The organism is Piscinibacter defluvii, from assembly GCF_004011805.1.
Classification (GTDB): domain Bacteria; phylum Pseudomonadota; class Gammaproteobacteria; order Burkholderiales; family Burkholderiaceae_C; genus Piscinibacter; species Piscinibacter defluvii.
Window position 1 is genome coordinate 253,071 of sequence record NZ_RCHJ01000014.1, and the last position, 23,949, is coordinate 277,019.

Sequence of the window (23,949 nt, forward strand, 5' to 3'; positions counted from 1 at the left end):
CCCTATAATCCGCCGCGCCCGAGACAAGCACAGCCCGCCACGACCATGAAGACGCCGCTTTCCGCCCTGATCGCTCTGACCCTCGCGACCGGCTTCGCTGCCGCCGCCCATGCCCAGGACGCCGAGGCCGGCAAGAAGAAGGCGGCGATGTGCATCGGCTGCCACGGCATCCCCGGCTACCAGGCGAGCTTCCCGGAGATCCACAAGGTGCCGATGATCTCGGGCCAGAGCGACAAGTACATCGTCGCGGCGCTGAACGCCTACAAGAAGGGCGAGCGCAAGCACCCGTCGATGCGCGCGATCGCGGTGTCGCTGTCCGACCAGGACATGGCCGACCTGGCGGCGTTCTACGCGGCCAATGCCGGTCCGTCGGGTGCCGCCGCCTCGGGCGCCACGCCGCCGGCCGAGGTGGCCGCGCTGCTGACCAAGGGCAACTGCGCCTCCTGCCACGGCGACAACTACAGCAAGCCGATCGACCCGAGCTACCCCAAGCTGGCCGGCCAGCACGCCGACTACCTGTACGTCGCGCTGAAGGCCTACCAGACCGAAGGCAACCCGCAGGTCGGCCGCGGCAACGCGATCATGGCCGGCATGGCCAAGCCGTTCAGCCACGCCGAGCTGAAGAAGATGGCCGGCTACCTGGCCTCGCTGCCGAGCGACCTGAAGACCGTGCCGGAGTCCCGCTTCCGCTGATCGGCGGGTCAAGTCGGCCAGGGCTTGGCCGATAACGCCGGGGAAACCTCCAATCCTCGGCGTCCATGCTCAAGAAGATCGAAGTCCAGGACGTGCGCCTGGGCATGCACCTGCACGCCATGTGCGGTGCATGGCTGGAGCACCCGTTCTGGAAGACCAAGTTCGTGCTGCGTGATCCCGAGGATCTGCGCAAGCTGCGCGCCAGCACGGTGCGCGAGGTCTGGATCGACGTTTCCAAGGGGCTGGACGTCCCCGAACCGCCCGGCGTGGCGCCGCGGCGCGACGCGCGTGCCGCCGCGCCGGCCCCGTCCGTGCCGGCCCGCGAGGCCGAGCCCGCCGCGGCGGCGCCGGCCGCCGACACGCTGGCCGGCGAGCTGCAGCGCGCCACCGCGCTGGTGAACCAGTCGCGCCAGGCGCTCAGCTCGATGTTCGCCGAGGCCCGCATGGGCAATGCGCTGGACACCGAGAAGTGCCTGCCGCTGGTGGACGAGATCGCCAGCTCGGTGTGGCGCAACCCGGGGGCCTTCGTCAGCCTGGCACGCCTGAAGACACACGACGACTACACCTACATGCACTCGATGGCGGTGTGCGCGCTGATGATCGCGCTGGGCCGCCAGCTCGGCCTGGACGAGAGCCAGGCACGCGAGATCGGCCTGGCGGGCATGCTGCACGACATGGGCAAGGCGGCCATGCCGCTGGAGGTGCTCAACAAGCCGGGCAAGCTGACCGATGCCGAGTACGAGATCATGAAGGGGCACCCGCGCGCGGGTGCGGACCTGCTGGCCGAGGGCAAGGCGGTGGGCGCGATCACGCTGGACGTGTGCCTGCACCACCACGAGCGGCCCGACGGCAACGGCTACCCCGACCGGCTCAGCGGCGACGCACTGACGCGCGTGGCGCGCATGGGGGCGGTGTGCGACGTCTACGACGCGATCACCTCCAATCGCCCGTACAAGAGCGGCTGGGACCCGGCCGAGTCGATCGCCAAGATGGCGTCCTGGCAGGGCCAATTCGACGCCGACATCTTCCAGGCCTTCGTCAAGAGCCTGGGCATCTACCCGATCGGCTCCCTGGTGCGCATGCGCTCGGGCAAGCTCGGCGTGGTGGTCGAGCAGGGTGAACGCTCGCTGGTGGCGCCCAAGGTCAAGCTGTTCTTCTCGACGCGCTCGAACATGCCGATCGCCGTCGAGCTGGTCGATCTCGCCGCGCCGGGCTGCCACGACGCGATCGCCGGGCGCGAGAGCAACGCGCAGTGGAAGTTCCCGCACCTCGACGAGCTCTGGGCCGGCCCCGAGGTGCTGCGCCGGGTCGGCAGGGGCTAGGAGTCTGCGCGGCCGGCGCGATGGTCACGGCCGGGGCTTCCATCGCTTGAGCAGCAGCGCGTTGGTGACCACGCTGACGCTGGACATCGCCATCGCCGCGCCCGCCACCACCGGGCTGAGCAGGCCGAAGGCCGCCAGCGGGATGCCGACCACGTTGTAGGCGAAGGCCCAGAACAGGTTCTGCCGGATCTTGGCCGAGGTGCGGCGCGACAGCGCGATCGCCTGCGCCACCAGCGCCGGGTCGCCGCGCAGCAGCGTGATGCCGGCGGCCTGCATGGCGGCGTCCGTGCCGCCCTGCTCGCCGGCCATCGCGATGCCCACGTCGGCCGCGGCCAGCGCCGGTGCGTCGTTGATGCCGTCGCCCACCATCGCCACCTTGCCGTCGCCCGCCTCGGCGCGCAGCGCGGCGACGATCTCGGCCTTCTGCCCCGGCAGCACCTCGGCACGCACCTCGCGAACGTGGTCCAGTCCGAGCTGGCGGGCGATCGCCTGGGCGCTGCCGGCGTTGTCGCCGCTGATCATCAGCGTGCGCACGCCCAGCGCCTTGAGCGCCGCGAGCGCCTCGCGCGCGCCCGGCTTGAGCGTGTCGCCGAAGGCGAACAACCCCAGCACGCGCGGCGCGGGGCCCGCCTCGGCGAGCCACGAGACGCTGCGCCCCTCTGACTGCAGCGCCCGCGCGCGCGCCTCCAGCGGGCCGCGCGCGGCGCCGAGCTCGTCCATCAGCCGCGTGCTGCCGAGCTGCAGCGCGCGGCCGTCCAGCGTGCCGGCCACGCCGCGGCCGGGCAGGGCGCGCAGGTCCTGCGCCGACGGCAGCGGGCCGCCGGCCGCGGCACGCAGCGCGGCGGCCAGGGGGTGCTCGCTGCCGGCCTGCAGCGCCGCCGCCAGCGCCAGCAGGGCGTCGGGCGACAGCCCGCTGCCCGGCGCCGGCTCGGCGGCCACCAGGCGCGGCTTGCCCTCGGTCAGCGTGCCGGTCTTGTCGAAGGCGACCGTCGTCACCGCATGCGCCAGCTCGAGCGCCTCGGCGTCCTTGATCAGGATGCCGTGGCGCGCCGCGGTGCCGGTGCCCACCATGATCGCCGCCGGGGTGGCCAGGCCGAGCGCACAGGGGCAGGCGATCACCAGCACCGCCACCGCGTTCAGCAGGCCGTGGCTCCAGTCGCCGGTGGCCAGGCCCCAGCCGAGCAGCGTGAGCAGCGCGGCGAGCATCACCGCCGGCACGAACACGGCGCTGACGCGGTCGACCAGGCGCTGGATCGGCGCCTTCTTCGCCTGCGCCGACTCGACCAGCCGCACGATGCGCGCCAGCGTGGACTCGGCACCCACCGCCGTGGTGCGCACCAGCAGCAGGCCCTCGGCGTTGACCGCGCCGCCGGTGACGCGGTCGCCCGCCTGCTTGGCCACCGGCAGGCTCTCGCCGGTCAGCAGCGATTCGTCGACATGGCTGCGGCCGTCCTCGACCCGGCCGTCGGCCGGCAGCCGCTCGCCGGCGCGCACCACGACCAGGTCGCCGACCTGCAGCTCGGCCAGCGGGATCTCGCTGTCCACCCCGTCGCGCCGCACCCGCGCGCTGGCCGGGCGCAGCGCCTCGAGCGCGCGGATCGCCTCGGTGGTCTGGCGCTTGGCGCGTGCCTCCAGCCACTTGCCGAACAACACCAGCGTGATCACCACCGCGGCGGATTCGAAGTACAGGTGCGCCATCACCTCGGGGTCGCGCAGCCAGAGGTAGAGGCTCAGGCCGTAGGCGGCGCTGGTGCCCAGCGCCACCAGCAGGTCCATGTTGCCGGTGCCGGCGCGCAGCGCGGCCCAGCCGGCCCGGTAGAAGCGCGCGCCGAGCCAGAACTGCACCGGCGTGGCGAGCAGCCATTGCAGCAGCGGGTCGAGCATCCAGTGGCGGCCGAGCAGGTCGCCGAGCATCGGGATGGTCAGCGGCAGCGAGAGCGCGCCGGCCAGCAGCACCTTCCAGCCGTCGCCGTGTTTCGGCGCAGCGGGCGGCGCCTCGGCGTGCAGCGGGTGGGCGGTGTAGCCGGCGCGCTGGACCGCAGCCAGCAGCGCGGCGCTGTCGGCCGCGCCGCGCGCCCGCGTGACCGAGGCGCGCTCGGTGGCCAGGTTCACCGTGGCGGCCAGCACGCCGGGCACGCCGCGCAGCGCCCGCTCGACCCGGCCGACGCAGCTGGCGCAGGTCATGCCGTCGATGGCGAGTTCGAGCGTCTCCTCGGGCACGGCGTAGCCGGCGCGCTGCACCGCCTGCACCAGTGTGGCCGGGTCGACGCGGCCGTCCAGCTCGAGTGCGGCCGACTCGGTGGCCAGGTTCACCTGGGCCGCGGCCACGCCGGGCACCTTCTTCAGCGCCCGTTCGACGCGGCCGACGCACGAGGCGCAGGTCATGCCCTCGACGGGCAGGGACAAGGTGGTGGTCGTATCCATGCGCGCAGCGTAGACCTTGACATCATGTCAGAGTCAAGCACGGCGAGATTGACCGGCGTGCTTGACCTTGCCACGGTGTCAGGGGCCAGACTGTGGCCATCGTTCCCCCAGGAGTTTCCGATGATCGAACTGACCCTTCCCGACATGACCTGCGGCCACTGCGTGCGCACCGTCACCAGCACGGTGCAGAAGCTCGACGCGCAGGCGCGTGTGCAGGCCGACCTGCCGAGTCACAAGGTGCAGATCGAGACCGTCGCGCCGCCCGAGCAGGTGCGTGCGGCGCTGGCCGAGGAAGGGTATCCGGCCGCGGCATAGCCATCTCACTACACTGCGGCTCTCTTCGCATCCACGGAGTGAGCTGCATGACCAAGTTCCTCGCCTCGGCCCTGCTGGCCGCCGCGCTGGCGGTGGCGCTGCCCGCCTCGGCCCAGACGCTGCGCTGGGCCAGCCAGGGCGACGCCCAGACCATGGACCCGCATTCGCAGAACGAACTGCTGACCAACTCGATGAATGCGCAGGTCTACGAGAAGCTCGTCAACCGCGACAAGCAGCTGGGCATCGGCCCGGCACTGGCCACCGAGTGGCAGCAGGTCTCGCCGACGCTGTGGCGCTTCAAGCTGCGGCCGAACGTCAAGTTCCACGACGGCACGCCGTTCACCGCCGACGACGTGGTGTTCTCGATCGGTCGCGCCACGCAGGACACCTCGCTGATCAACGCCTACGCACGCGCGGTGGGCACGCCCAGGGCGGTCGACCCGCTGACGGTCGAGTTCCAGCTCGCCGCGCCGAACCCGATCTTCCTGCAGCACCTCGAGACCCTGTTCATCCTCAGCAAGGCCTGGTGCGAGAAGAACAAGGTGACCCGGCCGCTCGACTTCAAGAACAAGGAGGAGAGCCACGCCTCGCTGAATGCCAACGGCACCGGGCCCTACATGCTGGTGAGCCGGCAGCCCGGCGTGAAGACGGTCTACAAGCGCAACCCCGCCTGGTGGGGCAAGTTCGAAGGCAACGTGCAGGAGATCGTGTTCACGCCGATCGCCAACGACGCCACGCGCCTGGCCGCACTCGTCTCCGGCGAGATCGACTTCGTGCTCGACCCGGCCCCGCGCGACGTGCCGCGCCTGCGCAACACCGCCGGCGTGAAGATCATCGACGGGCCGGAGAACCGCATCGTCTTCATCGGCATGGACCAGTTCCGCGACAAGCTGCTGTACGGCAGCGTGCCCGGCGACCGGAACCCGTTCAAGGACGAGCGCGTGCGCAAGGCGCTCTACCACGCGGTGGACATCGAGACGCTGCGCACCAAGCTGATGAACGGCTTGTCGGTGCCCACCGGCGGGCTGACGCCCTCGCCGCTGGGGGCCTACAACGACGCCGAGATCGAGAAGCGCCTGCCCTACGACCTGGCGCTGGCGCGCAAGCTGATGGCCGAGGCCGGCTTCGCCGACGGTTTCGAGGTGACGCTCGACTGCCCGAACAACCGCTACATCAACGACGAGGAGATCTGCATTGCGCTGGCCGGCATGTGGGCGCAGCTGAAGGTCAAGGTGCGGGTCAACGGCATGCCGCGCGCGACCTACTTCCCGAAGATCGAGAAGCAGGACACCAGCATGTACATGCTCGGCTGGGGCGGCGCCATCACCGACGCCGAGACCACCTTCACCCCGGTGCTGCGCAACCGCGGAGAGAAGGGCGTGGGCTACTGGAACTTCGGCGGCGTGAAGAACGACAAGTTCGATGCGCTCGCGGCCGCCTCCAGCACCGAAGGCGACCCGAAGAAGCGCGAGGAGCTGGTGAAGGCCGCGCTGCGCGAGTACAAGGAGGGCGTGCACGTGATCCCGCTGCACCGCCAGGTGATCCCCTGGGCGGCGCGCAGCAACGTCACGGCGGTGCACCGGGCCGACAACTGGCTCGAGGTGCAGTGGGTGACGATCGGGAAATGACACTCCGGGCGCGTCCGTCCGCCGGTTGATCTCGTAGCTTGTCCGGTCCGGTGCCCGGAATGCGTGGCACCCCCAGAGGAGATACGTCCATGTCCCTGATTGCCCAACTCGGACTGCGCCCGACCGCGCGCATGAACGGCGCGGCCGATGCGATCGCCGCAGCCCTGCCCGGCGCCGACGCCGGAAGCCGCAAGGCGCCGCAGGCGCAGCTGGAGCTCGGCGGCGCACAGATCGTCGAGCAGACGCTCGGCACGCCGGTGACCGGCCCGCGCATCGACACGCTGATGGCGCTGATGGCCGCCGACGGCAGCGGGCCGCTGAACCGCTCGAACTCCTCCCTCGGCGGCCAGCTGAACCGCGACGGTGCCGCGCTGCAGCAGCGCTTCGCCGGGCTCTCCGGGCTCGAGCGCCAATGGCGCGGCCACCTCGACGCGGTGCAGAAGCTGGCCGACCAGAGCGCCGTCGACGTCAAGACGATGGAGCAGCAGGGCGGCGCCGTCGGGCAGCGCAGCACGGGCCGCCCGGGCGACTACGTGCGCAACAAGTCCGAGGCCTACGTGAAGGCCGAGGCCGCGGTGCGCAACGCCCTGCGCGAGTTCGGGGTGCGCGAGGCGGCCCTGCGCAAGGCCGTCTCGGCCCTCGACGAGGCCGAGCTGCGCAAGCAGGTGGCCGCGCAGGGCCGGGTGGTCGAGAAGGCCAAGGCCGACGTGGAGGCCGAGAAGAAGCGCATCGAGGTGATGAAGAACCGCCTGAAGGGCGTGCTCGGCGTCGCCATCAAGGTGGTCAAGCAGGACTGGAAGGCGGTGGCCGAAGAGGCCGCCAAGTTCATCGGCGGGCAACTGATCGACGAGATCTCCACCTCGCGCCTGGCCGAGCTGAAGGCCCAGCTCGAGCAGGCCACGGCGCGGCTGCACTCGCTCGAGGACCTGGCGATGCTGCAGGCCATCGAGACGGCCAGCCTCGGCCTGGAGGAAGCGGCCGGCGCCCTCGACGATGCCGGCAAGGACATCCGCGACGCGCTGGTCGAGCTGCGCCTGGCGCGCAAGACCGCCGTCGAGGCGCTCGGCGAGTCGGGCCGCACGCGCGGCGCGGCGCGCATGATCGAGCAGCGCGGCAAGATGCTCGACCGCATGGCGCAGATGCGCGAGGCGATTCAGGCCTATCTGGCGGAATCTCCGGCCGTCGCCGACCTGATCCGCAAGCTCGACTCGATGACCAGCAGCTACCCGGGCTTCGTCAACAAGACCCCGGGCATCGACCCGGCCTACGCCAAGTCGCTGGTCGACACGGTGGCGCGCAACCGCGAGGCGCTGGCGGTCTGGGGCCTGTGGATCCAGCACGAGGAGAACTCCTGCCGCACCGCGCTGGGCATGCTCGACGCCCGCGGGCCGGGCAGCTTCATGGAGCACTTCGACCGGGTCGAGGAACTGCTGCAGGACGCGCTGGCCGGGCGCTGAAGCCGGCGCCCGCCGCCTGTCAGGGTTCGCGCAGCGGCGCCAGGTCCCAGCTGAAGACGACCGAATCGGGGCTCGAGCTGGCGGCCCAGCTGCCCTTCAGGCGTCCGTCGAGGCCGATCACCGGAGCCAGCGCCGGCTCGGTGTGGGTCAGCGCGAACATGCCGGGCGCCGAGGCGTACTGCGTGCCGCAATCGGGCTGCGGCCCGCTCACGCTGCCGAGCAGGCCGAACCGCTGCGAGCCGGCGTCGATGCTGTAGGCGCCGCGCCGGCTGCCGACCACGCCCTGCTGCTGCACGCGCAGGCTGGCCGGCAGCGACTCGGCGAAGTTGTTGATCACGATGCTGCCGAAGGCCAGCCCGCCGAGCACGATCGAGGTGTCGGTGGCCGAGGCGTTGAGCAGGTAGCTGCAGCCGCTTTCCGTGTAGGCCTCGCTCAGCGTCCAGGCCGCGCGGCGGAACAGCGGCGCGGCGATCGGCACGCGCAGCCGGCCGGTGGCCGCGTCGTTGTACTGCAGCGAGGCCAGGCCGTTGGGCTTGTAGTCGAACAGCAGCGTCGAGGTGGCGGTGATGGTGCCGGACGACCAGGAGCCGAGGATGTCGGTACGCCGGGCGCTGCCGCTGAAGCCCCAGCAGCCGATGTTGTTGCGCTTGACCGTCGGCGCGGTCGCGGCGACCACCTGCGTCGTGCTGCCGATGTCGGCGCTGGCCACGATCACCACCAGCTCGGCCAGCCGCTGCGCCTTGGCGTCGCGGCAGAAGCCGATCCACTCCTTCGCGGTCCAGTCCTCCTCCACCCAGCTGCCACCGGCCGCGCGCCACAGTGCCTGCACCGAGACGGCCTTGCCGGCCTTGTAGGGCGGGTAGAAGGTGTTGCGGACCATCAGCGAGCGGGTCGCCACGTCGCTGAAGGTGAAGCGGTAGTAGCGCGTCGACACGTTGGCCACCGAGCTGGCGAGCGCGGTCGAGGCCTCGGCGACGCCGCCCAGGTTCGCGTTCACCGTCGTCGGGTGGTCCGGCGCCAGCACCGCAACCGTGGTCAGCCCGTCCCAGTTGCGGAACGCCGGCCTTCCGGCGTTCGTCACCGGCGGCTGGTTCCACAGCGCCTTGGCGTACTTCGGCCACAGCGCGCGCCGCCCGCCCGGCAGCACGGCCTCGATCGCGGCGAGCGCGCTGAGCTGCGTCGTCGTCGCGGCGAGCAGCTGTCGCACGGTGGTGTTGCCCATGGTGCGGCCGATGAACTGGTAGAGCAGGTAGGCACCGTAGTCGCGGGTGCGTGTCGTGCTCGCCGCGCACGACCCGGCGGCGCGGCTGGTGATGGACAGGAAGTTCGAGTTCATGTGGCAGCTGGCGTCGGCCAGCAGCGTCGCGTTGCCCGGGTAGCTCGCCTCGACGGCCCAGTTCGCCAGCGCGTTGCGCATCCAGCCGTAGCTCAGCTGGTCCGCCGCCATCAGGTAGGACCACATCACCGCGTGCATGAACTGGTGCGCGAGGGTGTACTGCAGCACCCCGGCCGCCAGCCCGCTGCGCACGACGATGAAGCTGCTGCTCTGGCGCGTCGAGGCCGATTCGGGATAGGTCGCGCCGCGCGAGCCGAAGCCGGCGACGATGTAGACGTCGAGCCGGTTGTCGCCGCCGTCGCAGGCCAGCGCGAGATCGGACAGCGGCGCCTTGAAGCCCAGCCCCGTGACCAGCGTCGGCCAGATGGTGGCGTCGAACGCGGCGACGATGGCCTGCGCCTGAGTCAGGTCAGCGGTGCGCGACTTGTCGTACCACACCCGCACGCGTGCCACCGCCCCGGGCAGGCTGGCCCAGGTCGCGTTGGCGGCGCAGGCCGGCCGCGCGACGGCGGCCGCCTGCACGCGCCCGGCGTCGGCGCCCGCCCAGCCGGTGGCGGCGGACGGCCGCAAGGTGAAAGGCGCGAGCTGCTGCCGCATGGACGCCGACAGCCCCTCCCAGGCCAGGCGCAGATCGGCGATCACCGCGTTGCCGTCGACCTCGTCGATCGGCTCGCCCGCGGCGTCGGCGGCGGGGCGGAAGCGCTCCGGCAGGCGTGCGTCGCCGGCCAGCGCGAACACGCGGTAGGCGAGGGCGGTCTGAGCGTCGATCTCGCCGGCGTCGCGGGCGGCGGCGATCGCCGCGTCGACCGTCGTGCGCGGGGTGCGGCCGTCGGCCGAGACCGGCGCGGGCGCGGCTTCCTGCTCGTCGTCGTCGGCCGGGCCCCCGCCGCAGGCCGCCAGTGCGGCCAGGACGAGCAGGGCGGCAAGGCGGTGCAGCATGCGGATCCGACCCATGGCTCCCTCCCCGGCACGGCGCAGTGAGATGCGGCCCGGCCGATCGAGACCGGCCGGCGCAGACCACTCTCTGCCGCGCGAAACCGGAAGTCAACGGGCCGTGCCCCGCGTCCCGGGGGGGTCAGGCGCCGGCCAGCAGCGCCGCCGCGATGCCCCACATCACCAGCGCGATGGCGCCGTCCAGCAGGCGCCAGGCCAGCGGGCGCGCGAACAGCGGCGCCAGCAGTCGGGCGCCGTAGCCGAGCGCCGCGAACCAGACTGCGCTGGCCAGCACCGCGCCGAAGCCGAAGCTGGCGCGAGCATCGGCAGGCTGCTGTGCGCCGATGGCGCCGAGCAGCACCACCGTGTCGAGCCAGCAGTGCGGGTTCAGGTAGGTGAAGGCGAGGCAGGCGGCCACGGCGGCGCGCAGGTCGGTGGTGGCGCGGCCGCCCGCCTGCAGCGTGTGCGGCGATGCGGCCCGCCGGGCCGCCGCCGCGCCGTAGGCGATCAGGAAGGCCGCGCCGCCCCAGCGCGCCAGTTCCAGGGCGGACGGGTGCGCCTGCACCAGCGTGCCGAGGCCGAGCAGGCCGAGCGTGATCAGCAGCGCATCGGAGGCGGCGCACAGCAGCACCACCGGCAGCACGTGCGCACGCGCCAGGCCCTGGCGCAGCACGAAGGCGTTCTGCGCGCCGATGGCCACGATCAGCGCCGCCGAGCTGGCGAAGCCGCTGGCGAAGGGAAGGGCGAAGGACATGACGCCAGTGTCGGCCCGTACCCCGGATCGATCCAGCTAAACTTTCTCATCCTGGATTAGCAGAACTGATGCAGCTCGATTCCCGCCAGCTCGCCGCCTTCGCCGCCGTGCTGCGCGAGGGCAGCTTCGAAGCCGCCGCGCGTGCACTGCACGTCACGCCCTCGGCGGTGAGCCAGCGCATCAAGGCGCTGGAGGAGCGCCTCGGCCGGGTGTTGATCCGGCGTGGTGCGCCCTGCGTCGCCACCGAGGCGGGCGAGTCGCTGCAGCGCCACGCGCAGCAGGTCGCCCTGCTGGAGGCCCAGGCGCTGGCGCCGTTCGGGCTGGCCGCAGCGGAGGGCCGCCCGCGCGGCGCCGCGGCGGCCGCGCTGCCGCTGGCGCTGGCCGTCAACGCCGACTCGCTGGCGACCTGGTTCGTGCCCGCGCTGGCGCAGGTGCAGCGCGTGCACCCGGTCGGCTTCGAGCTGCAGGTGGAGGACCAGGACCATTCCCACGAGCTGCTGCGCCAGGGCCGGGTGATCGCCGCGGTGACGGCCGAGCCGCAGCCGGTGCAGGGCTGCGCGGTGCGCCGGCTCGGTGCGATGCGCTACCGCGCCGTGGCCAGCCCGGCCTTCGTGGCGCGCTGGTTCCCGCGTGGCCTGGAGGAGTCCGCGCTGGCGGCCGCGCCCTGCGCGGTGTTCAACGAGAAGGACCGGCTGCAGGAGCGCTTCCTGCGCCGCCTGCTGCGCAAGCCGCCGGTGCCGCCGCGTCACCGCGTGCCGAGCACGCACGGCTTCGTGCACGCGGCACTGCATGGCCTGGCCTGGGGCATGAACCCGGAGGCGCTGGTCGCGCCGCTGCTGGCCGGCGGCGACCTGGTCGAGCTGGCACCCGGCCAGGTGCTGGACGTGCCGCTGCACTGGCAGCACTGGCGCCTCGAGGCCGAGGTGCTGCGCGCCCTGAACCTGGCCGTCGAGGCCGCGGCGCGGGCCGCGCTGGTGCGCTGACTTCCACCCTCGCGCAGGCATCGCGCCGGCCCGGTCCGTCAGCTCGCGAGATCGTCGAGCGTGCAGCCGGCTGCGGCCGCCAGGTCGGCTGCCAGGCTGGGGTGCGTGGCCACGAGGTCCAGCGCGCGGCGGCGCAGGGCGACGGCGGCGCGACGGGTCTGCCAGCGTTGCCAGGCAGCGGTCAGCCAGGTGATGGGTTCGCGTGCCGGGAACCGCAGGCGCGACGGCAGGCGTGCTGCGGTCGGATGGATCGTCGTCGAGCTGTGCATGTTGTTCTCCACGAAGGACTCGAGCAGTCCCCACGCGGTGAATCTAGGCCCGCGATTGACATCCATGTAGGCCTACGATCCGGTTTCAGTACCAACCAACGGTTGTGAATGCGACCCTGCCGCCATGGACACCTTGCGCGCCATCACGCTCTTCGTCGACGCCGCCGCGGCCGGCAGCTTCCAGCGCGTGGCGCTCGCGCGGGCCATCACGCCGCAGGCGGTCAGCAAGGCGATCCGCCAACTCGAGCAACACCTGGGCGTGCGCCTGTTCCATCGCACCACGCGGCGCAGCAGCCTGACGACCGACGGCCTGGCCTTCCTCGAATCGGTGCGGCCCGGGCTCGACGCGATCGATGCGGCCGTCGGCCGCGCGCGCGCCAGCACCGAAGCGATCGAGGGGCCCCTGCGGATCACCGCGCCGCGCTTCGCCCGCAAGGCCCTGCTGGCGCCGCTGGCCGAGTTCTCGACCCTGCACCCGCAGGTGCAGCTCGACCTGCGCATCGAGGACGACTACACCGACATCGTCGCGGCACAGATCGACGTCGGCTTCCGCGGCGGGTCGGCCCCGACCGGGCAGGTCATCTCGCGCCGGCTGTTCTCGGTGGAGCAGCGCCTGTGCGCCTCACCGGCGTACCTGTCGCGGCACGGCCGGCCCGCCGACGTGGCCGCGCTGGCCCGGCACCGCTGCACCGGCTTTCGCCTCGCCACGACCGGGCGCCTCGCACCTTGCCAGCTGCTCGTCGACGGCGAGATGCGGCGCATCGACCTGCCGGTGGTGTTCTGCGCGAACGATTCGGAGGTCGAACTCGATGCCGTGCTGGCCGGCGTCGGCATCGGTCTGATCGACGGCCTGACCGGCGCCGACGAAGTGCGCTCCGGCCGGCTCGTGCCCCTGCTCGAGGCGCATCCGGGGCCGGAAGTCGGCTTCCACCTCTACTTCGCGCAGCGCAGGAACCTGCCGCGGCGCGTGCGCACCTTCATCGACTTCATCGTCCAGAGGCTGCAGGATTCGCCCCGGTTCCGCTTCGATCCGGCTCCGTCGCGGCGCCGCTCGCGCTGAGCCCGGCCGCGCCCGACGGTGTGGCTGCGCCGGCCTGGCCGCGCCGCCACGTGGCCGGCGGCAGCCCGGTGGCGCGCTTGAACGCGCGCGAGAACGCGGCCTCCGAGTCGTAGCCGATCTCCAGCGCCACCGCTGCCACGCTGAGATGGCTCTCGCGCAGCAGCCGCGCGCCGCACTGCATGCGCCAGCTGGTCAGGTACTGCATCGGCGGCATGCCGATCAGCGCGACGAATCGCTCGTGCAGCGCCGAGCGGGACAGCCCGACCCGGCGCCCCAGGTCGTCCAGCGTCCAGGGCGCGGCCGGGTCGCCGTGCATCAGCGCGATCGCACGCCCCACCTGCCGGTCGCGCAGCGCGCTCAGCCAGCCGCGTGACTGCGCGGGCAGCGAGTCCAGGTAGCGGCGCGCGCCGTCGACGAACACCATCTCGCTGACCCGCTGCAGCAGTGCGGCGCTGCCGGCGCGGCGGGCGCCGGTTTCCGCAGCCGCGTGTTCCAGCATCGGCGCCACCCAGGCCCCTACGCCCTCGGCCGGCAGGTGCAGCAGCCGCGGCAGCGCCTCGATCAGCGGGTTGAAGGGCTTCAGGTCCACGGCGATGAAGCCGCACACGATGACGGCCGTCGCCTCGTCGGGCGGGAGCCCCCGGCCGGCCTCGAACATGCCGCCGCGGTAGGTGACGGGAATGGGCTTGGGGTCGTCGCGCATGCGCACGAGCCAGTCGCCGCGTTCATCGGCCGGCGTCACCCCGGGCGCGCTGGAGACCACGTGCTCGTCGCCGTGCGGCAGCATGACGATGTCGCCCTCGCGCAGGCGCAGCGGCGGCTCGCCGTCGACGGCGACCCAGCCTTCGCCCTTGACGATCATGTGGTACTCGATCACGTGCTCGGCGCCCGGCATCACCGCCGGCCCCATCACCTTCGACGACGGGGCCTGAGCCGCCCACTCGTCGCGGCAGCTGACATGGAAGAAGACCGAGCCGCGCAGCCGCACGCTGCGCAGCACGTCGGACAGCGGATCCGCCACGTTCATCGGGCCGCCTGCGGCGGGTGGGCGGACGCACGAGCAAGGTCGGGCGACGCGGGGCGAAGCGCCGCCGGGCGCGCGCGGGAATCATGGCCACACCGCCGACGGACCCGTCGGTCCCCATCGACCCGCAAGGAATCCACCATGGCTCCCACCTCCTCCGCCCCGGCCGTCGCGCCGGACTATGCCGCGATCAAGCAGCGCCAGCAGGCCACCTGGGGCAGCGGCGACTATGCCGTCGTCGGCACGACACTGCAGATTGTCGGCGAGACCCTCGCCGAGGCCGCCGACCTGCGCGCCGGCGAGCGGGTGCTCGATATTGCCGCGGGCAACGGCAATGCCACGCTGGCCGCGGCACGCCGCTTCGCCGACGTGACCTCGACCGACTACGTGCCCGCCCTGCTCGACAAGGGGCGGCGGCGGGCCGAGGCCGAAGGCCTGGCGAACGTGCGCTTCGAGGTCGCCGACGCCGAAGCGCTGCCCTACGAGGCCGGCCGCTTCGACGTGGTGCTGTCGACCTTCGGCGTGATGTTCGCGCCCGACCAGGCCACCGCCGCGCGCGAGATGCTGCGCGTGACACGTTCCGGTGGCCGCATCGGCATGGCCAACTGGACCCCGGAAGGTTTCATCGGCCGCCTGTTCAAGATCATCGGTGCCCACGTCGCGCCGCCGGCCGGCGTGCGCTCGCCGGCGCTGTGGGGCAGCGAGTCGCACCTGACCGCGCTGTTCGGTCCGCGCGCGCGTGAACTGCGCATCGAACGCAGGCACTTCGCGTTCCGCTACCAGTCGGCCGCGCATTTCCTGGCCGTCTTCCGCGAGTACTACGGCCCCACCCACAAGGCCTTCGGCGCGCTGGACGCGGCCGGCCAGCAGGCGCTGGCACGCGACATCAGCGCGCTGCTGGACGAACTGGACGTCGGGGGCGGCCGTGGCCTGGTCGTGCCCAGCGAGTACGCCGAGGTCGTCATCACCGTGGCCTGACGGCCGCGGCCACCAACGGCGCCGGCAACGGGCCCGGCACGGGTCCGCATCCCGGCACAGGAGAGATCGACATGCAGGCAGGTTTCACGCCCTCCGCCGCGGCGGCCCGGTGCGCCGCGCGCGCCGGGGGGCCGGAGGCGATCCGATGGTGAGCCTGGCCATCGACAGCCGGCAGGCCCCGGGCCAGTGGCCGAGCGGCGCCACGTCCGAGGCGCTGCTGCACTACGAGCGCGCGCTCTGCGCCTTCCGCGCCTGGCGCGGCGGGGTCGACGAGCTGCTGGCGCGCGCCGTGCGCGCCGCCCCCGCGTTCGTGATGGCGCACGCGACGCAGGCCTGGCTGCTGCTGCTGAGCCGCGACCCGCGGCGCGTCCGCCGGGCCGCCGCGCCCTACGCCCGGGCGATGCAGCTGCCCACCGGTTCGCGACGCGAGCGGCTTCATCTCGAGGCGATCGGCGCCGTGCTGGCCGACGACCACCGGCGCGCGCAGGACCTGCTCGACCGGGTGCTGCACGACGATCCGCACGACCTGCTGGCGCTGCAGGTGGCGCACTCCCTCGACTACCTCGGCGGCGACCAGGACCAGCTGCTCGACCGAGTGGCGCGGGTGCTGCCGGCCTGGGCGGGCAGCACGCGGCCCGGCCAGCATGCCCTGCGGGCCATGCATGCGTTCGGCCTCGTCGAGCGCGGCGACTGCGCTGCCGCCGAACGCGAGGCCCGCGCTGCCCTGGCACTGCATCCGGCCGATGCCCGGGCCCACCACGTGATGGCCCACGTGTTCGACGGCACCGGCCGCGCCGCCGACGGGCTGCGCTGGATGGCCGAGCACGCCCCGGTGTGGCGCACCAGCGCGGTGGTCGCCGCCCACTGCACCTGGCACATGGCGCTCTTCCACCTGGCGTTGGGCGAGGCCGCGCAGGCCCTCGCCCTGTACGACGAGGGGATCCCGGCGGTGCGCAGCGGCGAGCTCGCGGACCTGATCGACGCCTCGGCCCTGCTCTGGCGCATGGCGCTGCGCGGCGTCGACGTCGGCGCGCGCTGGCCGGCGCTGGCCCAGGCCTGGGCGGCGCACATCGACGACGGCTACTGCAGCTTCAGCGACGTACACGCGATGCTCGCCTTCGTGGGGGCGCGCGACGAGGGGCGGGCGCGCCGGCTGCTGCGTGCCCTGGCGGCGGCGGCCGGACGGCCCACCCGCCACGGCCGCACCACGCGGCAGCTGGGCCTGCCGGCCTGCCAGGCGCTGGCGGCCTTCGGCCGCGGCGACCACACGCTGGCGATCACCCTGCTGGCCGGCCTGACGGCGACGGCGCACGGCCTCGGCGGCAGCCATGCCCAGCGCGACGTGCTGCACCTCACGCTGCTGCAGGCGGTGGAGCGCTTGCGCCGGCCGATCGCCCGCACGGCCGGCACGCTGTTCGCGCGGGCCGCTGGCCGCGACGCTGCCCGCAGCGCGGGGGCGACGCTGCCGCTGCGGCCTGCCACCTGACCACCGGTGCATCGCGCCATGAACACCGTTCACGACCACTACGCCAGGCACCTGGCACCGATCTACCCATGGATGGTCGGCGGCATCGAGCAGGCACTCGCGCTGGGGGCGCAGGACATGGCGCCGTTCCTCGCCCGGCCGGGCTACGCGGTGGACCTCGGTGCCGGGTTCGGCATGCACAGCATGGCGCTGGCGCTCGCCGGCTTCGAAGTGCTGGCGCTGGACCGCTCGGCGCAGCTGCTGGCCGAACTGCGCGCGCAGGTGGCGGGATGGCCGGCCGAGGCCGTCGAAGCCGACCTGCTGCGGTTCACCGCACACCTGCGCCGGCCGGCCGATCTCATCCTGTGCATGGGCGACACCTTGCCGCACCTGCGCAGCCTGCGGCAGGTCGAGCGCCTGATGCAGGACGTGGCCCGGTCGCTGCGCCCGGGCGGACGGTTCGTGGCCAGCTTCAGGGACTATCGGCAGCTGCCGCAGGGTGAGCTGCGCTTCATCCCGGTTCGCAGCGATGCGGACCGGATCCTCACCTGCGGCCTCGAGGTGCGCCGCACGCGGGTGCTGGTGCACGACATCCTGCATGAGCGGACCGGCGCCACCTGGTCGATGAGGGTCGGCAGCTATGCCAAGCTTCGGCTCTCACCCGACGGCGTCCGGCGCACGGCCGAGGCGGCGGGCCTGCGGTGCCGCGTCGAGCCGGGCCCGCGCGGCATGGTCCAGGTCCTGGGCGAAGCCGTTGCGCCGTCCGGTCACTTCGGGAGCCACGATGAACCACCCCCTTGAAAGCCTGGCCCGGGAGCTCGGACTCGACGCCCCCGCCCAACTCCCGCTGCGGCTGCAGTTCGGATACGCGTGCGTGATTCGCGTCCGGCACCTGCTGGAGGAGCCGGCCGTCCTCGAGTGCCTGGCGGTGCTCGGCCGCCGGGTGCAAGGCTCGGAGTCGGCGGATCGCCTGCGGGAGGCAGCGGCGGAAGCGGCGCGCCTGGCCAATCGGCACGAAGGCTCGCGTTCCATCGACGGCTGCGGCCATGCGGCAGTCTCGGCCACCTATGCGGTGGCCAACGCACTGGCCGGCAAGGCGCTGGCGGCGGCCGAGTACGCTGCCTACGCCAGCGTCTATGCCATGGGAGGGTACGGTGCGGTCGCCGATCGGGCGTCGTTCGAGCCCGAGTTCGCGTGGCAGGTGGCCACCCTGAGATCGCTGGCCGAGGCGTAGAACGCCCCGTTCAGAGATCCAGCCCGATGCGCTGCGCCGCCTGGTGCGTGAGCGCCAGCGCATCCTCGCCGAGTCGGAACGAGGCGAGGAAGTCGTCGAGCCGGTAGTCCGGCCGCGCGGCGCGGATCGAGGCCGCCACCTGGCGCGCCTCGTCGAGCCGGCCGGCCAAGGCCAGGCAGTGCGCGCCGATGCACTGCACGTGCACATGCGCATTGGGCCGCGCGATCGCACGGGCCGCCCAGTCGGCTGCCTCGTCGTGGCGGCCCAGCCGCATCAGCGCCAGCGCGCGCGAGGCCAGCATCGCGAACAGCAGCGGGTCGAACGGGCTCAGGTCGCGCGACTGGTCGCAGGCGCGGATCGCGGCGCGCGGGTCGCCCGACTGCGCACGCACGAAGCCGAGCGTGTAGTGGCCGAGCGCGAAGTTCGGGCTCAGCTCGACCGAGGTCTCCAGCTCGCCGAGTGCCGCGTCGAGCGCGCCGCGCAACCACAGCGCGCGGCCCATCGCCCAGTGCGCCGCCGGGTCGCGCTCGTCGGCCAGCACGCCCTGCGCGGCGCAGCGGTAGGCCGCCTCGACCTCCTGCGCCCGATCGCCCCAGCCGAGGAAGGCGTTCTGGAAATGCGTGAACGAGAGCCCGGCGTGCGGCCGCGCGAAGGTCGGGTCCAGCCGGGCCGCCTGCGCGAAGAAGTGGTGCGCCTGCTCGTTGTCGGCGCGGTTGAAGCGCACCATGTGCCACAGGCCGCGGTGGTGTGCCGCCCAGGCGTCCAGCGAGCCGGGCGGCAGCAGCACCGCGCGGTTGCGTTCGGCCACCTCGATCTGCTGCGCGATCGAGGCGACGATGCGGTTGCCGATCTCCTCCAGCAGCGCGAAGGTGTCCTGCAGCGGGCTGGCGAAGCGGTCGGCCCACAGCACGCGGCTGCTGCGCGCCTCGACCAGGCGCACCTCCACTGCGATGCGCCCGGGCTCGCGGTGCAGCGTGCCGCTGGCGAGGTAGTCGACGTCCAGCGCGCGGCCGGCCTCGTCGGCGTCGATGCGGCGCTCGTCGAGCGCGAACACCGTGCCCTGCGCGATCACGAACAGGCTGCGCAGCTTGGCCAGCCGGGTGATCATGTCGTGCACCAGGCCGTCGGCCAGGCCGCCGCGCGAGTCGCCGTGGCGGCCCGGGTCGGCAAACGGCATCACCGCGATCGAGGCGCGCCGCAGCGCGGCCGGCGTGGCCGCCAGCGGGCTCTCGGCCACGCTGGCCGGCAGCGCCGACGGCAGCGCCCGGCCGCGGCTCGCCTTGGCCTCGGCCCAGGCGCGCCCGAGCGGGGCCCAGTCCTGCGACTCGGCCTCGAAGGCGCGCGCGGCCGCGGCCAGGTGCTCGTCGCCCTCGCGCAGACGGCCGCGTGCGGCCAGCGCGCCGAACAGCGCCAGGTGCGCGCGCCGCTCGAACGGGTTGATCTCGAGCCAGCGTTCGAGCGCACCGACGGCCTCGTCGTCGCCTTCGGGCAGCGCGCGCGCCAGCGCCTCCAGCGCCGCGGCGTGCAGCTCGCGGAAGCGGCGCCGCTGGCCCAGCAGCCAGGCCGAGAACGGCGCGCTGCGCTCGATGGCCAGGTCCTGCAGGAACTCGCCGTCCAGCGCGGCGGCGCGCTGGCGCCAGCCGGCGGCATCGGCGGGGGCGGCGGCGTTCAGCAGGGCCCGGGCATCGATGGCCGCCTCCGGCAGCGCCAGCCGCACCGACTCGCCCTCGCTGAGCACGGCCGGGCGGCCCGGCGCGTCCAGCAGCGCGCGCAGCTTGCTCAGGCACCAGCGCAGCTCGCCGCGCGGGTCGTCCGGGCCGTCCCACAGCAGCTCGACCAGCCGGCTGCGCGGCACGCCCTGCGGCGCCAGCGCCAGGTAGGCGAGCAGCGCGCGCACCTTGCGCGAGGGCGGCAGCGCCAGCGCCTGCCGGCCGCGCCAGACGGTCAGTGGCCCGAGCAGGCACAGCCGCAGCGAGCCGCCGGGCGGTGCCGGGTCGGGCCGGTCCGGGAACGATTCCACGGTCGATTCCACGTGCGCTTCCATGCCGGGTTCCACGCAGGGGCCGGAGAGTTCCGGACATCCCGCCGCCGGGCGGGCCGTCAACCCTTCCCCTGGAGCCTCTCGATGACCGTTTCCACCCCCACCGCCGCGGCCGGCCCCGACTTTGCCGCGATCAAGACCCGCCAGCAAGCCGCCTGGTCCTCGGGCGACTACGCCGTGGTCGGCACCACGCTGCAGATCGTCGGCGAAACCCTCGCCGAGTCGATGGACCTGCGCGCCGGCCAGCGTGTGCTCGACGTCGCGGCCGGCAACGGCAACGCCTCGCTGGCCGCCGCGCGCCGCTGGTGCGAGGTGGTGTCGACCGACTACGTCGGTGCGCTGCTGGCGCGCGGGCGCGAGCGCGCCGCCGCCGACCGGCTCGACATCGAGTTCCGCGAGGCCGATGCCGAGCAGCTGCCGTTTGCCGACGGCGCCTTCGACGCCGTGCTGTCGACCTTCGGCGTGATGTTCACGCCCAACCCGCGCCGTGCCGGCGCCGAGCTGCTGCGCGTGTGCCGCGCCGGCGGCAAGATCGGCCTGGCCAACTGGACGCCCGACGGCTTCATCGGCCAGCTGTTCAAGACCATCGGTCGCCACGTGGCGCCGCCGGCCGGCGTCGAGTCGCCCGCACTGTGGGGCACGCCCGAGCGCATCGAGGCGCTGTTCGGCGCGCAGGCCGCCGACATCACGATCGAGCGGCGCCAGTTCACGTTCCGCTACCGCTCGCCGCAGCACTGGCTGGAGATCTTCCGCACCTTCTACGGCCCGGTGCTGAAGGCCTTCGCGGCGCTCGAGCCGGCCGGCCAGGCCGCGCTGGCGCACGACCTCGGCGAGCTGATGGCGCGCTTCAACCGCGCCGGCGACGGCACGCTGGTGGTGCCGAGCGACTACCTCGAGATCATCGTCACCAAGGCCTGAACAGGAGCACGAACATGAAGAACCTCACCCGCACCGCCCTGGCGCTGGCCGCCGCGATCGCCGCGCTGCCGCCCGCCCGGGCCGACGTGATCACCGACTGGAACATCAAGGCCGGGGCGATCCTGGCCGAATCGAAGATGGGCACGCCGCCGGCGGTGCGCGCGATGGCGATCGTGCAGACCGCCGCGGCCGACGCGGTGGAGGCGGTCGGTCGGCGCCCCGGCTTCGCGCGCAACGGCGGCGCGCTGGAGGCCGCCGTGGCCGCCGCGCACCGCGTCACGCTGCTCAAGCTGATGCCGGCGCAGGAGGCCAGCATCCAGGCCGCCTACCAGGCCGCGCTCGCCGCGCTGCCCGACACCCCGGCGCGGGCCGCGGGCATCGCGGCCGGCGAGCAGGCCGCCGCCGCCGTGCTGGCCGCACGGGCCGACGACGGCGCGGCCGCGCCGGACCGTTTCGCGTCGCAGACGAGCGCGGGCCACTGGGTGCCGACGGCCGCTGCCGCCGCCAGCACCTGGCCGCAGCGCAAGCCCTGGCTGCTGCAGAGCCCGGCGCAGTTCCGTCCGCCCGCGCCGCCGGCGCTGACCAGCCCGACCTGGCAGCGCGACCTCGCCGAGGTGAAGGCGCTGGGCGCGCGCGCCAGCACGACGCGCACGCCCGAGCAGACCGCGATCGGCCGCTTCTGGGACTACTCGCTGCCGCCGGTCTACCACGGCGTGGTGCGCTCGGTGGCACTCGCGCCGGGGCGCGACGTGGCGCGCAACGCGCGGCTGTTCGCCACGGTGGCACAGGCCATGGACGACGCGATGATCGCGGTGTTCGAGGCCAAGTACCACTACCGCTTCTGGCGCCCGGTGACGGCGATCCGCCAGGGCGCGGCCGATGCCGGCGAGGCGGGCTGGGTGTCGCTGATCGACGCGCCGATGCACCCCGAGTACCCGAGCGCGCACAGCATCCTGGCCAGCACGGTGGGCACCATCCTGCAGGCCGAGGTGGGCAGCGCGGCGCTGCCGGAACTCGCCACCAGCAGCCCGACCGCCCAGGGGGCCACGCGCCGCTGGACGAGCGTGGACGACTTCGTGAACGAGGTGTCGGTGTCGCGCATCTACGGCGGCATCCACTACCGCTTCTCGACCGAGGTTGGCACGGCGATGGGCAAGCAGGTCGGTGCGCTGGCGGCGCAGCGCCAGGCGGCCGGGGGCCTCTGATCAGAGCAGGCCGCGCCGCGCCAGGTTGCGCATCAGCGCGGCCGTGCCGAAGCGCCAGGGCTCGGCACGGTCGCTGGTCGTCACGCGGTTGACCAGCGTGCCGAGCCGCGGCGTGGCCACCCGCACCACGTCGCCGAGCGCGTGGGTGAAGCCCTGGCCGGGGCCGAAACGGTCCTGCACCGGCGCGAACATGGTGCCGAGGAACAGCATCAGCCCGTCCGGGTACTGGTGGTTCGGCCCGATCGCCTGGGCGACGATGGCAAGCGGGTCGCGGCTGATCTTCGCCAGCGAGCTGTGGCCGTCGAGGTGGAAGCCCTCGGGCCCGTCCACGCTCATCGCCAGCTCGGCGCGTCGCACGTCGGCGATGCCGAAACGCTCGTCGAACAGGCGGATGAACGGGCCGATCGCACAGGACGCGTTGTTGTCCTTGGCCTTGCCCAGCAGCAGCGCGCTGCGGCCTTCGAAATCGCGCAGGTTGACGTCGTTGCCCAGGCTCGCGCCGACCGTCTCGCCGCGGCTCGTGACCGCCAGCACCACCTCCGGCTCCGGGTTGTTCCAGCTCGAGCCCGGGTGCAGCCCGACCTCGGCACCGAGGCCGACGGCCGACATCGGCTGCGCCTTGGTGAAGATCTCCGCATCGGGCCCGATGCCGACCTCGAGGTACTGCGACCAGGCGCCTTGCGCGAGCAGCACCTCCTTCACCCTGGCGGCCTTCTCGGACCCGGGCACGACGTCGGCCAGGCTGTCGCCCAGCACGCCGTGCAGCGCGGCGCGCACCGACTGCGCCCTGGCGGCATCGCCGCGCGCCTGCTCCTCGATCACGCGCTCGAGCAGGCTGGCGACGAAGGTCACGCCGCTAGCCTTGACCGCCTGCAGGTCGCACGGCGCGAGCAGCCAGGCACGGCTACGGTCGCGCGGCTCGGCCAGCGAGTGGGCCAGCAGTGCCGGCGTGTCGGCGAGCTTCGGCAGCGTGCCGGCCGCCAGCGCGGCGCGCAGCTCGGCGACGAGCCCGTCGCGCTCGAGCAGCTCGCTGACGGTGGGGGCGAGGCGCGCCAGGTCCCAGGCCGCGTCCGGCCGCACGAGCACCGGGCTCGGGCCCTGTTCGGGCAGCCAGGCGCGGCCGATCAGCAGGGCCTGTTCGGCGTCGGCGGGCAGCAGGTGTTGCAGCGGCGTGTCGAGCGGGGGCAGGGTGGTGGTCACGGGTGGGGCTGGAAGGGCAAGGGAATGCATCACACCCCAAGCCCGGGTCTTGCGTCAAGGTGCTGCCGCGCTGGAAGTCGCCGCAGTGTTGTTCGGCTCGCCGGAACGAGTCGTCGGATCGATCCATGGCCCTTGATGGTTGTCCGCCACCCGGAGCCGCAGTTCATACCCAGTTGTGTGTCGTCGATCGACGTCCGATCGGCTCACGGCATCGCCGCACCGCGCGCTTTCACGTGACGACGAAGTCAGCCGAACTCAGAATAGTCCCGCTGATGAGCGTCGCGAAGAGTACCTGTGCACCGACCCCTGTGCCGTCGCTGTCGTAGAACAACTGGCCGGACACTTGGTCGTAGATGATGCGGTCACTCGCGTCGCCGGCTTTCGTTCCGGAGCGAAACGCCGCACCGGCAAGTTCTCCCGTCGGGCCGACTGCGGTGAAGATGGCATTCTCCAGCTGGATGGTGTCGTCGGCGGCGGCAAAGTCACTCAGGCGATCGACGTTGCTTGCGGCACCGAGGGTGTACGCGAACCGGAACACGTCCAATCCAGCGCCGCCGACCAGAGTGTCCATTCCGGCGCCGCCAATCAGCGTATCGCTGCCAGCGCCGCCGTTGAGTGTGTCGTTGCCACTGCCGCCGGCGAGCGTGTTCACGGAGTCGTTGCCGGTGATCAGGTTCGCGAGCACATTGCCGGTGCCGTTGGAGGCACTC

The 23,949-nt window shown here is 73.1% G+C and carries 20 protein-coding genes and 1 pseudogene; 13 read left to right on the forward strand and 8 right to left on the reverse strand.

Annotated features, from left to right (window positions below; all coding sequences use genetic code 11):
• The first annotated feature begins 45 nt into the window (after nt 1–45).
• Nucleotides 46–693, forward strand: coding sequence for a c-type cytochrome (locus D9C15_RS22205; RefSeq protein ID WP_128000646.1), 648 nt, complete (start codon nt 46–48; stop codon nt 691–693).
• A gap of 65 nt (nt 694–758) precedes the next feature.
• Nucleotides 759–2,015, forward strand: a complete 1,257-nt coding sequence (locus D9C15_RS22210; RefSeq protein WP_128000647.1) for an HD-GYP domain-containing protein — start codon at nt 759–761, stop codon at nt 2,013–2,015.
• Between the two features lie 24 nt (nt 2,016–2,039).
• Here D9C15_RS22210 and D9C15_RS22215 read toward each other — a convergent pair whose 3' ends face one another.
• Entirely contained in the window at nt 2,040–4,439 is a 2,400-nt protein-coding gene (locus tag D9C15_RS22215) for a heavy metal translocating P-type ATPase (RefSeq protein WP_128000648.1), read from the reverse strand.
• A 120-nt stretch (nt 4,440–4,559) separates the two neighbouring features.
• Between D9C15_RS22215 and D9C15_RS22220 the strand changes: the two genes are divergently transcribed.
• The 3 genes from D9C15_RS22220 to D9C15_RS22230 all read left to right on the forward strand — a co-directional run bounded on the left by D9C15_RS22220 (nt 4,560) and on the right by D9C15_RS22230 (nt 7,839).
• Nucleotides 4,560–4,754: a heavy-metal-associated domain-containing protein gene (locus D9C15_RS22220; RefSeq protein ID WP_128000649.1), complete on the forward strand. Its 195-nt coding sequence runs from the start codon at nt 4,560–4,562 to the stop codon at nt 4,752–4,754.
• A 47-nt stretch (nt 4,755–4,801) separates the two neighbouring features.
• The gene (locus tag D9C15_RS22225) at nt 4,802–6,382 is read left to right on the forward strand and encodes an ABC transporter substrate-binding protein (RefSeq protein WP_128000650.1); all 1,581 of its coding nucleotides are present in this window, start codon (nt 4,802–4,804) and stop codon (nt 6,380–6,382) included.
• A gap of 89 nt (nt 6,383–6,471) precedes the next feature.
• A complete protein-coding gene (locus D9C15_RS22230) occupies nt 6,472–7,839 on the forward strand; it encodes a hypothetical protein (protein WP_128000651.1) in 1,368 nt (455 codons plus the stop codon).
• 19 nt (nt 7,840–7,858) lie between these two features.
• On the opposite strand, the gene D9C15_RS22235 is transcribed toward D9C15_RS22230, so the two are convergent.
• Complete coding sequence (locus D9C15_RS22235) at nt 7,859–10,129, reverse strand: hypothetical protein (protein WP_128000652.1); 2,271 nt, start codon at nt 10,127–10,129, stop codon at nt 7,859–7,861.
• 121 nt (nt 10,130–10,250) lie between these two features.
• Entirely contained in the window at nt 10,251–10,862 is a 612-nt protein-coding gene (locus tag D9C15_RS22240; RefSeq protein WP_128000653.1) for a LysE/ArgO family amino acid transporter, read from the reverse strand.
• A gap of 68 nt (nt 10,863–10,930) precedes the next feature.
• On the opposite strand from D9C15_RS22240, the gene D9C15_RS22245 reads away from it, so the two are divergent.
• Nucleotides 10,931–11,845, forward strand: a complete 915-nt coding sequence (locus D9C15_RS22245; protein WP_128000654.1) for a LysR family transcriptional regulator ArgP — start codon at nt 10,931–10,933, stop codon at nt 11,843–11,845.
• A gap of 38 nt (nt 11,846–11,883) precedes the next feature.
• On the opposite strand, the gene D9C15_RS22250 is transcribed toward D9C15_RS22245, so the two are convergent.
• Nucleotides 11,884–12,180 (reverse strand): hypothetical protein, encoded by a 297-nt coding sequence (locus tag D9C15_RS22250; RefSeq protein ID WP_128000655.1) that lies wholly within the window; start codon nt 12,178–12,180, stop codon nt 11,884–11,886.
• Nucleotides 12,181–12,238: 58 nt separating this feature from the next.
• On the opposite strand from D9C15_RS22250, the gene D9C15_RS22255 reads away from it, so the two are divergent.
• Nucleotides 12,239–13,174: a LysR family transcriptional regulator gene (locus D9C15_RS22255; protein WP_128000656.1), complete on the forward strand. Its 936-nt coding sequence runs from the start codon at nt 12,239–12,241 to the stop codon at nt 13,172–13,174.
• Here D9C15_RS22255 and D9C15_RS22260 read toward each other — a convergent pair.
• A complete protein-coding gene (locus tag D9C15_RS22260; RefSeq protein WP_128000657.1) occupies nt 13,101–14,201 on the reverse strand; it encodes an AraC family transcriptional regulator in 1,101 nt (366 codons plus the stop codon). The genes D9C15_RS22255 and D9C15_RS22260 overlap by 74 nt on opposite strands.
• Nucleotides 14,202–14,339: 138 nt before the next feature.
• Here D9C15_RS22260 and D9C15_RS22265 point away from each other — a divergent pair, with 138 nt between their 5' ends.
• The 4 genes from D9C15_RS22265 (at nt 14,340) to D9C15_RS22280 (ending at nt 17,875) form a co-directional block, all read left to right on the forward strand.
• Nucleotides 14,340–15,176: a class I SAM-dependent methyltransferase gene (locus tag D9C15_RS22265; RefSeq protein WP_128000658.1), complete on the forward strand. Its 837-nt coding sequence runs from the start codon at nt 14,340–14,342 to the stop codon at nt 15,174–15,176.
• Nucleotides 15,177–15,321: 145 nt separating this feature from the next.
• Complete coding sequence (locus tag D9C15_RS22270; RefSeq protein ID WP_128000659.1) at nt 15,322–16,662, forward strand: tetratricopeptide repeat protein; 1,341 nt, start codon at nt 15,322–15,324, stop codon at nt 16,660–16,662.
• Between the two features lie 18 nt (nt 16,663–16,680).
• A complete protein-coding gene (locus D9C15_RS22275) occupies nt 16,681–17,442 on the forward strand; it encodes a class I SAM-dependent methyltransferase (protein WP_128000660.1) in 762 nt (253 codons plus the stop codon).
• Nucleotides 17,426–17,875, forward strand: a complete 450-nt coding sequence (locus D9C15_RS22280) for a hypothetical protein (RefSeq protein WP_128000661.1) — start codon at nt 17,426–17,428, stop codon at nt 17,873–17,875. The genes D9C15_RS22275 and D9C15_RS22280 overlap by 17 nt, the downstream gene beginning before the upstream one ends.
• Before the next feature lie 10 nt (nt 17,876–17,885).
• On the opposite strand, the gene D9C15_RS22285 is transcribed toward D9C15_RS22280, so the two are convergent.
• Nucleotides 17,886–19,919, reverse strand: a complete 2,034-nt coding sequence (locus D9C15_RS22285; RefSeq protein WP_240668521.1) for a transcriptional regulator — start codon at nt 19,917–19,919, stop codon at nt 17,886–17,888.
• Between the two features lie 81 nt (nt 19,920–20,000).
• Here D9C15_RS22285 and D9C15_RS22290 point away from each other — a divergent pair, with 81 nt between their 5' ends.
• Nucleotides 20,001–20,834 carry a class I SAM-dependent methyltransferase gene (locus tag D9C15_RS22290; protein WP_128000662.1) on the forward strand — a complete coding sequence of 278 codons (834 nt, stop codon included), beginning with the start codon at nt 20,001–20,003 and terminating at the stop codon, nt 20,832–20,834.
• A 14-nt stretch (nt 20,835–20,848) separates the two neighbouring features.
• A complete protein-coding gene (locus D9C15_RS22295) occupies nt 20,849–22,039 on the forward strand; it encodes a vanadium-dependent haloperoxidase (RefSeq protein WP_128000663.1) in 1,191 nt (396 codons plus the stop codon).
• On the opposite strand, the gene D9C15_RS22300 is transcribed toward D9C15_RS22295, so the two are convergent.
• Together D9C15_RS22300 and D9C15_RS34510 are read right to left on the reverse strand one after the other, a co-directional pair.
• On the reverse strand, nt 22,040–23,239 hold the full coding sequence (locus D9C15_RS22300; protein ID WP_240668522.1) for a fumarylacetoacetate hydrolase family protein: 1,200 nt from the start codon (nt 23,237–23,239) through the stop codon (nt 22,040–22,042). It lies immediately after the preceding gene.
• 229 nt (nt 23,240–23,468) lie between these two features.
• Nucleotides 23,469–23,949, reverse strand: a pseudogene (locus D9C15_RS34510) (hypothetical protein); the annotation flags it as partial.

Coding starts and splice junctions, on each gene's coding strand:
- D9C15_RS22210 (WP_128000647.1), top strand. CDS start 759: ATGCTCAAGAAGATCGAAGTCCAGGACGTGCGCCTGGGCATGCACCTG.
- D9C15_RS22205 (WP_128000646.1), top strand. CDS start 46: ATGAAGACGCCGCTTTCCGCCCTGATCGCTCTGACCCTCGCGACCGGC.
- D9C15_RS22295 (WP_128000663.1), top strand. CDS start 20,849: ATGAAGAACCTCACCCGCACCGCCCTGGCGCTGGCCGCCGCGATCGCC.
- D9C15_RS22255 (WP_128000656.1), top strand. CDS start 12,239: ATGGACACCTTGCGCGCCATCACGCTCTTCGTCGACGCCGCCGCGGCC.
- D9C15_RS22230 (WP_128000651.1), top strand. CDS start 6,472: ATGTCCCTGATTGCCCAACTCGGACTGCGCCCGACCGCGCGCATGAAC.
- D9C15_RS22280 (WP_128000661.1), top strand. CDS start 17,426: ATGAACCACCCCCTTGAAAGCCTGGCCCGGGAGCTCGGACTCGACGCC.
- D9C15_RS22285 (WP_240668521.1), bottom strand. CDS start 19,919: ATGGAAGCGCACGTGGAATCGACCGTGGAATCGTTCCCGGACCGGCCC.
- D9C15_RS22265 (WP_128000658.1), top strand. CDS start 14,340: ATGGCTCCCACCTCCTCCGCCCCGGCCGTCGCGCCGGACTATGCCGCG.
- D9C15_RS22240 (WP_128000653.1), bottom strand. CDS start 10,862: ATGTCCTTCGCCCTTCCCTTCGCCAGCGGCTTCGCCAGCTCGGCGGCG.
- D9C15_RS22245 (WP_128000654.1), top strand. CDS start 10,931: ATGCAGCTCGATTCCCGCCAGCTCGCCGCCTTCGCCGCCGTGCTGCGC.
- D9C15_RS22270 (WP_128000659.1), top strand. CDS start 15,322: ATGGTGAGCCTGGCCATCGACAGCCGGCAGGCCCCGGGCCAGTGGCCG.
- D9C15_RS22220 (WP_128000649.1), top strand. CDS start 4,560: ATGATCGAACTGACCCTTCCCGACATGACCTGCGGCCACTGCGTGCGC.
- D9C15_RS22215 (WP_128000648.1), bottom strand. CDS start 4,439: ATGGATACGACCACCACCTTGTCCCTGCCCGTCGAGGGCATGACCTGC.
- D9C15_RS22225 (WP_128000650.1), top strand. CDS start 4,802: ATGACCAAGTTCCTCGCCTCGGCCCTGCTGGCCGCCGCGCTGGCGGTG.
- D9C15_RS22275 (WP_128000660.1), top strand. CDS start 16,681: ATGAACACCGTTCACGACCACTACGCCAGGCACCTGGCACCGATCTAC.
- D9C15_RS22290 (WP_128000662.1), top strand. CDS start 20,001: ATGACCGTTTCCACCCCCACCGCCGCGGCCGGCCCCGACTTTGCCGCG.
- D9C15_RS22250 (WP_128000655.1), bottom strand. CDS start 12,180: ATGGATGTCAATCGCGGGCCTAGATTCACCGCGTGGGGACTGCTCGAG.
- D9C15_RS22235 (WP_128000652.1), bottom strand. CDS start 10,129: ATGGGTCGGATCCGCATGCTGCACCGCCTTGCCGCCCTGCTCGTCCTG.
- D9C15_RS22260 (WP_128000657.1), bottom strand. CDS start 14,201: ATGAACGTGGCGGATCCGCTGTCCGACGTGCTGCGCAGCGTGCGGCTG.